This window comes from Nocardiopsis chromatogenes YIM 90109, assembly GCF_000341185.1.
Classification (GTDB): domain Bacteria; phylum Actinomycetota; class Actinomycetes; order Streptosporangiales; family Streptosporangiaceae; genus Nocardiopsis_A; species Nocardiopsis_A chromatogenes.
The window spans coordinates 1-1,433 of sequence record NZ_ANBH01000294.1 but is presented as its reverse complement, the minus strand read 5'-3'; the positions used below and the strand labels follow the sequence as shown (position 1 = coordinate 1,433).

The 1,433-nt window shown below is 74.6% G+C and carries 1 protein-coding gene; it reads right to left on the bottom strand.

Annotation, left to right across the window (positions count from 1 at the left end):
- Positions 1–132: 132 nt before the first annotated feature.
- The coding region (locus D476_RS34685) for a S1C family serine protease (RefSeq protein ID WP_017626909.1) at positions 133–1,433 on the bottom strand (1,301 nt) is incomplete at its 5' end.

Below are 1,433 nucleotides of genomic sequence, written 5' to 3'. Positions count from 1 at the left end.
CCCCCCCCCCCCCCCCCCCCCCCCCCGCCGTTCTTCTCTCTTCTCTTGGTCCGACCCGGCCCGAACCGGTCCGCGTCCAGCCCGCGTCCGGTCCGCGCCGGGTCGGCGTTCGGACGACGGTGCCCGGTCGGCTCAGCCGCCGATGCTGTCGGCGGACTGCGCCGCCAGCTTCACGTCGATCTCCTGCTCCTTGCCGTCGCGGGTGATCCCCAGCTTCACCGTCTCCCCCGGCTGCTTCGAGCGGATCTTCGCGATCAGTGCGTCCGGGCTGTCCACCGCGTCACCGTCGACGGAGGTCACCACGTCGCCGCCCTTGAGGCCGGCCTCGGCCGCCGCCCCGCCCTTGGACGTGTCCACGATGCGCACACCGCCCCTGTCGGCCGCCACGGTGGCGTCGATCGCCGCGTAGTCCGCGCTGCCCTGGTCGATGAGCTGCTCGGCGATCGGCTTGGCCTGGTTGATCGGGATCGAGAAGCCCAGCCCGATCGAGCCCGGCTCGCCCTGCCCGCCCGAGGAGGTCCCGGCGATCGCCGTGTTGATCCCGATCACCTCGCCGTTCATGTTGATCAGCGGCCCGCCGGAGTTGCCCGGGTTGATCGGGGCGTCCGTCTGGATCGCGTTGATCACCGTCGAGGTCTGCACCCGGTCCTGCCCCTGTTCGGGCGTGCCCAGGCCGAACGGGTCCTGCTGCCGCTCCTGCCCGCCGTCCACCGTCCCGGTGTTCACCGGCCGGTCCACGGCGCTGACCACGCCGGAGGTGACCGTCCCGGACAGCCCCAGCGGCGACCCGATCGCGACCACGTCCGCGCCGACCTCGACCTTGTCGGAGTCGCCGAAGGTCGCGGGGGTCAGCCCGCTCACCCCCTTGGCCTTGATCACCGCGATGTCGGAGACCTCGTCCGTGCCGACCACGCGCGCCTCGGCGTCCGAGCCGTCGTTGAACCGCACCCGGACGCTGTCGCCGCGCGCCCCCGCCACCACGTGGGCGTTGGTGAGGATCTGCCCGTCGGAGCTGATCACCACCCCGCTGCCGCTCCCGCTCTCGGTCTCGATGGACACCACGCTCGGCAGCACCTTCTCGGCGACCTCGCTGACGTTCCCGGACGACACCGAGCCCGCGGTGCCGCCGGTCAGGGAGCTGACCGGGGAACTCGACCCCCCGGTGAGGTAGGTGGTGGCCACGGCCGCCGCGGGCCCCACGATGAGGCTGGTGACCAGCGCGGTCGCGGCGGCGATCGCCACCGGGCCGGGGCGCTTGCGCTTGCCGCCCGCCCCCTCGGGGCCACCGGGACCGGCCGGGCCGCCCCCTTCGGCGCCCCCGAACGGCGGAACCGCGCCGGGCCCGCTCGGCGGGACCGCTCCCCCGCCGCCGATCCCGGGCTGCGGGGCGGTGTGCTGGGGTCCGGTGTGCTGCGTCTGGTGGGCGCCGGGGG